The organism is Ramlibacter cellulosilyticus (genome assembly GCF_014297465.1).
Lineage (GTDB): Bacteria > Pseudomonadota > Gammaproteobacteria > Burkholderiales > Burkholderiaceae_C > Ramlibacter > Ramlibacter cellulosilyticus.
On record NZ_JACORT010000005.1, the window covers coordinates 350,638 to 357,249 of the forward strand.

7 protein-coding genes are annotated in these 6,612 nt (G+C 69.2%); 3 read left to right on the plus strand and 4 right to left on the minus strand.

The window, feature by feature from the left end:
• Positions 1-129 precede the first annotated feature (129 nt).
• From ptsP to H8N03_RS14505, 4 genes are read right to left on the minus strand one after another with little or no spacing between them, the layout of a single operon-like run.
• On the minus strand, positions 130-1,896 hold the full coding sequence (gene ptsP, locus H8N03_RS14490; protein WP_187076889.1) for a phosphoenolpyruvate--protein phosphotransferase: 1,767 nt from the start codon (positions 1,894-1,896) through the stop codon (positions 130-132).
• Entirely contained in the window at positions 1,893-2,162 is a 270-nt protein-coding gene (locus H8N03_RS14495; RefSeq protein ID WP_187076890.1) for an HPr family phosphocarrier protein, read from the minus strand. Before H8N03_RS14495 ends, ptsP begins: the two co-directional genes overlap by 4 nt.
• Positions 2,131-2,586, minus strand: a complete 456-nt coding sequence (locus H8N03_RS14500; protein WP_187076891.1) for a PTS sugar transporter subunit IIA — start codon at positions 2,584-2,586, stop codon at positions 2,131-2,133. Before H8N03_RS14500 ends, H8N03_RS14495 begins: the two co-directional genes overlap by 32 nt.
• A complete protein-coding gene (locus H8N03_RS14505; RefSeq protein WP_187076892.1) occupies positions 2,583-3,803 on the minus strand; it encodes an MFS transporter in 1,221 nt (406 codons plus the stop codon). The genes H8N03_RS14500 and H8N03_RS14505 overlap by 4 nt, the downstream gene beginning before the upstream one ends.
• Before the next feature lie 67 nt (positions 3,804-3,870).
• On the opposite strand from H8N03_RS14505, the gene H8N03_RS14510 reads away from it, so the two are divergent.
• The 3 genes from H8N03_RS14510 (at position 3,871) to H8N03_RS14520 (ending at position 6,420) form a co-directional block, all read left to right on the plus strand.
• Positions 3,871-5,106: a CaiB/BaiF CoA transferase family protein gene (locus tag H8N03_RS14510; RefSeq protein ID WP_187076893.1), complete on the plus strand. Its 1,236-nt coding sequence runs from the start codon at positions 3,871-3,873 to the stop codon at positions 5,104-5,106.
• Positions 5,106-5,840 carry an alpha/beta fold hydrolase gene (locus tag H8N03_RS14515; RefSeq protein WP_187076894.1) on the plus strand — a complete coding sequence of 245 codons (735 nt, stop codon included), beginning with the start codon at positions 5,106-5,108 and terminating at the stop codon, positions 5,838-5,840. The genes H8N03_RS14510 and H8N03_RS14515 overlap by 1 nt, the downstream gene beginning before the upstream one ends.
• A gap of 70 nt (positions 5,841-5,910) precedes the next feature.
• Positions 5,911-6,420, plus strand: a complete 510-nt coding sequence (locus tag H8N03_RS14520) for a TlpA family protein disulfide reductase (RefSeq protein WP_187076895.1) — start codon at positions 5,911-5,913, stop codon at positions 6,418-6,420.
• Positions 6,421-6,612 lie beyond the last annotated feature (192 nt).

The following is a 6,612-nucleotide window of genomic DNA, read 5'->3' on the forward strand; positions in this document are numbered from 1 at the left end:
CGGCGGGAAGGTGAGCGACAGCGAACCCCACCGAAGGGTGTCGCCATCGAAGCCGCACGGTGGGGTTCGCTGTCGCTCACCGTCCGCGGCTTCGCCGCGCCACCCTACAGGTCGCGAGGCGGAGGTGCCCTACGCGCCCAAGGCCACCGACGGATCTTCCGAATCGACGACCTCGCGCGCCCACGCTTCCAGCCGGCCCGCGTCCGCCCGCAGCACCTCCTGCTTCACCGCGAGGATCTGCGCCGGATGCATGGAGAAGCTGCGCAGGCCGAGGCCGAGCAGCAGGCGCGTGAACTGCGTGTCGCCGGCCATCTCGCCGCAGACGCTGACCGGCTTGCCCTGGCGGCGGCACTCCGAGATGGTGTCGGCCACGAGCCGCAGCACCGCCGGGTGGCAGGGGTCGTACAGGTGCGCCACCGACTCGTCGGCGCGGTCGATCGCCAGCGTGTACTGGATCAGGTCGTTGGTGCCGATCGAGAGGAAGTCGAAGTACTTGAGGAAGGTGCGCAGCGACAGCGCGGCGGCCGGGATCTCGATCATCGCGCCCACCGGCACCTCGCCGTAGGCGATGCCGCGGTTGTCCAGCTCGGCGCGCGCGAAGTCGATCAGCGACAGCGTCTGCCGGATCTCGGTGGCGTGCGCGATCATGGGGATCAGCATGTTCACGCGCCCGTGCGCGGCCGCGCGCAGGATCGCGCGCAGCTGGGTGCGGAACATCTCCGGCTCCGCCAGGCTCCAGCGGATCGCCCGCAGGCCCAGCGCGGGGTTCAGGTGGGCTTCGTCGCGGTGGCCCTCGTCCAGCGGCTTGTCGGCGCCGACGTCGAGCGTGCGGACGGTGACCGGCAGGCCCTGCATGCCTTCCACCGCCCGGCGGTACGCGAGGTACTGCTCCTCCTCGTCCGGCATGTTGCCCTGCCGGCCCATGAACAGGAATTCGCTGCGGAACAGCCCCACGCCCACGGCGCCGGCGCGCAAGGCGGCCTCCGCATCGTCCGGCAATTCGATGTTCGCGAGCAGCTCCACCTTCTGGCCGTCGAGCGTGACGGCAGGCGTGTGGCGCAGGCGCGAAAGGCGGCCGCGCTCCAGCTCCACCTGCCGCTGCTTGTAGCCGTACTCCGCCAGGATGATGGGCGACGGGTCGACGATCATCACGCCGGCGTCGCCGTCGATGATCACCCAGTCGTCCTGCCGCACCAGGTTGCTCGAACCGCGCGCGCCCACCACGGCGGGGATGTCGAGGCTGCGTGCCACGATCGCCGTGTGCGAGGTCTTGCCGCCGACGTCGGTGACGAAGCCGGCGAACACGCTCTGCTTGAACTGCAGCATGTCCGCGGGGGACAGGTCGTGGGCGACGAGCACCAGCGGCACGTCGACGCTGTCGTCCAGCAGCAGGTCCTGCTGCGTCTTGCGCTTGGGAGCGGGCGGCTGCGCGACCGGCGAGGCCATGCCCTTCATGTAGCGCAGGATGCGCTCGGCGACCTGCTCGAGGTCGGCCTTGCGTTCGCGCAGGTAGTCGTCCTCCATGTCGTCGAACTGGCGCGACAGCACTTCCAGCTGCGTGGTGAGCGCCCATTCGGCGTTGTAGAGGCGGTCGGTGATCCAGTGCTTGATGCCGGTGATCAGGTCTTCGTCCTGCAGCAGCATCAGGTGCACGTCCAGCAGCGCCGAGAGCTCGTGCGGCGCTTCCTTCGGGCCCATCGCGGCGATGGTCTGCTGCAGCCGATGGATCTCGTCGATCACCGCATTGCGGCCGTTGCGGATGCGCTCGATCTCCGCGGGCACCTGCTCCGGCGTGACGAAGTAGTGGGCGACGTCGGCGCGCCCGGAGCCCATGACGACCGCCCGCCCGATGGCGATGCCCCGGGCGACGGCGATGCCATGAACGCTGAAGGTCACTCACCCTCTCCGAACTTGTCGTTGATCAGCGCGAGCAGCGCGTCCATCGCCTCCTGCTCGCGGTCGCCATTGGTCTCGACCGTGATCTCCGTGCCGACGCCGGCCGCGAGCATCATGACGCCCATGATGCTCTTGGCGTTGACGCGGCGCTCGCCGCGGCTCAGCCAGACTTCGCAGGGATAGCTGCCGGCGAGCTTGGTGAGCTTGGCCGAGGCGCGTGCGTGCAGGCCCAGCTTATTGCTGATGGTCGTGTTTTTCTTGATCATGGTTCCGTCGGGCCTGGTTCTGCGGCGCGGTGATGGCCACCTGCATCACGCCCTGCGTGCCGCCCACCATCGCGCGCGAGACGAGCGTCTCGAGCGGTTCGTGCTTGTACGTCACGGCCCGCAGCAGCATGGGCAGGTTCACGCCGGTGATGAGGCGCGAGCTCACGCCGTCGACCAGTTTCTGGGCCACGTTGCTGGGCGTGGCGCCGAAGATGTCGGTGAGCACCAGGACGCCGTCCACCTGCGGCACGCGCGAGAGCTGGTCCAGCGCGATGCGCGCCGAGCCCAGGGTCTCGTCGGGCGAGAGATTGGGCTGGACGTCGATCGCCATCACCGTCGCCCCGCAGTCCGGGAACACGTGCAGCGCGCATTGCCGCAAGGCATTGGCCAGCGGCGCGTGGGCGATCAGCAGGATGGCGTTCATGGGCTTGTCGGCCGATTATGGCTTCTGCTCCACAGGAACCATGCGTAGGACAGGACACTCGTGGCGAGGAAGACACCGAAGGCGCCACGGAAGGCATCCACCTCGGTCCAGCCGCCGTGCCGGAAGGCGTCCACCAGCAGGCCGATGCCCCATTGCACGACGAACACGCCGACGAAGATCACGAGGTTGTACGCCGAGAGGGCGCGGCCGGCCAGGGACGCCGGAAACATCATGCCGACGGCCGGCTGCGCCAGCGAGACGAAGGTGCTGGTGGTGCAGAACAGGGCCAGCACGACCGGGCCGGCCGAAGGCCCCAGGACGATCAGCGCGGCGAGCGACACGAAGCTCAGGGGCAGGCCCCAGGCGATCAGCCGGTCGGTGACGATGCCGCGGCGCTGCAGCCACGGGTTGACCAGCCCCCAGCACCAGAAGGTGCCGAGCATGGAGACGTTGATGGTGAACAGCCCGACCGCCGCCGCGTCCGGCGTGAAGCCGGCCACGCGCGACAGCCAGGGGCCGGCCCACAGCGACTGCACGGCGATCATGCCGCCGTAGCTGAAGAAACCGATGGGCGCCATCTGCCAGAAATACGGGTGGCGCCAGACCGGGCCGTAGCTGCCCCGCGGGCCTTTCGTGGCGTCCTCGGTGGACCATTCCGGCACCTTCCAGCTGATGAGGGCCATCGACAGCGCCATCAGCACGGCCAGCCCCCAGAACAGCGGCCTCCAGCCCACGACCGGCAGCAGCCACTGCACCGGCAAGGTGGAAGCCACCATGCCCAGCGAGCCGGTCATCAGCATCCACGAGTTCGTGCGCAGCTGCACGCCGGGCGTGAACCAGCGCCGGAAGCCGGTGAGCGGCGCCATCAGGCACGAGGCGACGCCCAGCCCGCACAGCACGCGGGCGGCGAGCAGCCAGCCGAAGCTGCTCGCCAGCGCGAAGGCGGCGCAGCCCGCCACGGCGAGGCCCACGAAGGGCACGTTCACCTTGCGCGGGCCATGCCGGTCGAGCCAGCTGCCCAGCGGCAGCTGGATGATCGCGAAGCCGAGGAAGTAGCCGCCGGCCAGCAGGCCGAGGTCGCCGGCGTCGAGGCTGAACTCCTGGGTGAGGACGGGGGACAGCGTGGCCGTGATCGCACGCAGCACGGCGGCGAAGAAATAGGCGAACGCGAAAGCGAGGAAAACCACCACCGCCTGGCGGCGATCGAGCAGGGACATCGGGATCTTTGGATGGAAGGCTGCCGCGCTGTGGGGCGCGCTGCATGCATTATCGATAATGCCCTCCATGAATGCTCTCGACGGAATCCGCGTTCTCGACCTCTCGCGCGTGCTCGCGGGCCCCTGGTGCACGCAGACGCTGGCCGACCTGGGCGCGGACGTGATCAAGATCGAGCGTCCGGGCACCGGCGACGACACGCGCACCTGGGGCCCGCCCTTCCTGAAGGGCCGCGACGGGCAGGACACGGCGGAAGCCGCGTACTACCTCGGTACGAACCGCAACAAGCGCTCGGTCACCTGCGACATCGCGCAGCCCGAAGGCCAGGCGCTCGTGCGCGAGCTGGCGAAGCACTGCGACGTGTTCGTGGAGAACTTCAAGGTCGGCGACATGGCGCGCTACGGCCTCGACTACGGCAGCATCCGCGCGATCAACCCGCGCATCGTCTACTGCAGCGTGACGGGCTTCGGCCAGACCGGTCCCTACCGCGAACGCGCCGGCTACGACTATGCGATCCAGGGCATGGGCGGGCTCATGAGCATCACCGGCGAGCGCGACGACCTCGGCGGCGGCCCGCAGAAGGTGGGCGTGGCGGTGGCCGACCTCTTCACCGGCATGTATTCGACCGTGGGCATCCTCGCGGCGCTGCGCCACGCGGAGCGGACGGGCGAAGGACAGTACCTGGACATGGCGCTGCTCGACGTGCAGACGGCGATGCTCGCGAACCTCGGCGCGAACTACCTCGTGAGCGGCAAGGTGCCGGGCCGCGCCGGCAACGCGCACCAGAACATCGTGCCCTACCAGGTGTTTGAGGTGGCGCCGGCCGAGGACGGCAGCAAGGACCACATCATCCTGGCGGTCGGCAACGACGGGCAGTTCGCGAAGTTCTGCCAGGTGGCGGGGCGGCCCGAACTGGCGAGCGATGCGCGCTTCGCGAAGAACCAGGACCGCGTGCGCAACCGCGCCGTGCTGGTGCCGATGCTCGAAGACGTGATGAAGACGCGGCGCAAGCACGAATGGCTGCCCGCGCTGGAAGCCGCCAAGGTGCCGTGCGGCGCGATCAACAACCTGGCGGAAGTGTTCGCAGACCCGCACGTGCAGTCGCGCGGCATGGTGCACCAGTGGCGGCATCCGCTCGCGGATTCGCTGAACCTGGTGGCCAGCCCGCTCAAGCTGGGAGGCACGCCGGTGCGCACGGACCTGCCGCCGCCGCTGCTGGGGCAGCACACCGAACAGGTGCTGGGCGAGGTGCTCGGATGGGATGCGGCGCGCATCGCGGCGCTGCGCGCGAAGGAGGTGATCTGATGGCGAACTTCGTCCTGGTGCATGGGGCGTGGCATGGCGGCTGGTGCTGGCGCCGCGTGGTGGAACGGCTGCAGGCGCAGGGACACCGTGCGTACGCGGTGACGCTCACGGGCGTGGGCGAACGCGCCCACCTGATGTCCTCGCTCATCACGCTGGAGACGCATATCGCCGACGTGGCGAACGTGATCGAGGCGGAGGAGCTGCAGGACGTCGTGCTGGCCGTGCATTCGTACGCGGGGATGATCGGCACGGCGATCGCCGACCGCATGACGGACCGCCTGAAGCACCTCGTGTACGTCGACGCCGTCGTGCCCAAGCCGGGCGAGAGCTGGAGCAGCACGCATGCGAGCGCCACGCGCGAGGCGCGGCTGGCGGCCGCGCAGGGCTCGCCCGACTTCAGCTTCCCGGCGCCGGACCCGGCGGTGTTCGGCCTCGCGGCCGAAGACCACGCCTGGGTGCAGCGCCGGCAGACGCCGCACCCCGGCCACACCTACCAGGCCCCGCTGCAGTTCGACCCGAGGCGCGTGGCGTCGGTGGCGCGCACCTTCGTCGATTGCGTGAAGCCGAAGTTGGGGACCATCGATTCGATCCGTCCGCGGGTGCGCGACGCCAACTTCTGGGACGGCGCCTGGATGGGCGGAGCGGGCGCTCGCATCGTGGAGCTGCAGACCGGGCACGACCCCATGGTCAGCGCGCCGGAGGACCTCACCCGGACGCTCCTGGCCTGCGTTTGAGCCGGAGCCTGCCCTGGACTTGATCCAGGGTCAGGCGGGAACCCGCGCATTGCGCGACAATCCCAGCATCATGGCGAACCCGTCCCACCCCTCCCCCGGCCGCCGGGCGCTCCTGGCCGCCGCCCTGGCAGCCACGGCCGTCCTCGCGGGCTGCGCCCGGGATGCGGCCCCCGACACCACCTTCGTGCTGCTGGACGGCTCGAAGCAGACGACGACCGACCTGAAGGGCAAGGTCGCGCTGGTCAACTTCTGGGCGACGAGCTGCACCACCTGCGTGGCGGAGATGCCCAAGATGGTGTCCACCTACGACAAGTACCACGCCAAGGGCTACGAGCACGTCGCGGTGGCGATGGCCTACGACCCTCCGAGCTACGTCGTGAACTACGCGCAGACCCGCAAGCTGCCGTTCAAGGTGGCGATCGACAACACCGGCGCGGTGGCGAAGGCCTGGGGCGAGGTGCAGCTGACGCCGACCTCGTACCTGGTGAACAAGAAGGGCGAGATCGTGAAGCGCTACGTGGGCGAGCCGAACTTCGCGGAACTGCACCAGTTGATCGAGAAGCTGCTGGCGGAGTCCTAGTCGTCATCCCCGCGAAGGCGGGGAACCAGAGAAAAAGCGGCCACTGGCCGCTTTTTGCTTTTGGGAGCCCTGGGTCCCGGCGGTCTCAACCGGTCAATGCAACATCATGGATGTTGAGAGAGAGAGGACCGGAATGACAGCAAAGAAGGATCGAGGACTCGCGCCGGAGCACGCCGCGGAAATGTGGCGTCG

Excerpts from the sequence above, each read along its gene's own strand:
- H8N03_RS14495 (WP_187076890.1), bottom strand. The coding sequence starts at position 2,162 with ATGATCAAGAAAAACACGACCATCAGCAATAAGCTGGGCCTGCACGCA.
- H8N03_RS14500 (WP_187076891.1), bottom strand. The coding sequence starts at position 2,586 with ATGAACGCCATCCTGCTGATCGCCCACGCGCCGCTGGCCAATGCCTTG.
- H8N03_RS14505 (WP_187076892.1), bottom strand. The coding sequence starts at position 3,803 with ATGTCCCTGCTCGATCGCCGCCAGGCGGTGGTGGTTTTCCTCGCTTTC.
- H8N03_RS14510 (WP_187076893.1), top strand. The coding sequence starts at position 3,871 with ATGAATGCTCTCGACGGAATCCGCGTTCTCGACCTCTCGCGCGTGCTC.
- H8N03_RS14515 (WP_187076894.1), top strand. The coding sequence starts at position 5,106 with ATGGCGAACTTCGTCCTGGTGCATGGGGCGTGGCATGGCGGCTGGTGC.
- H8N03_RS14520 (WP_187076895.1), top strand. The coding sequence starts at position 5,911 with ATGGCGAACCCGTCCCACCCCTCCCCCGGCCGCCGGGCGCTCCTGGCC.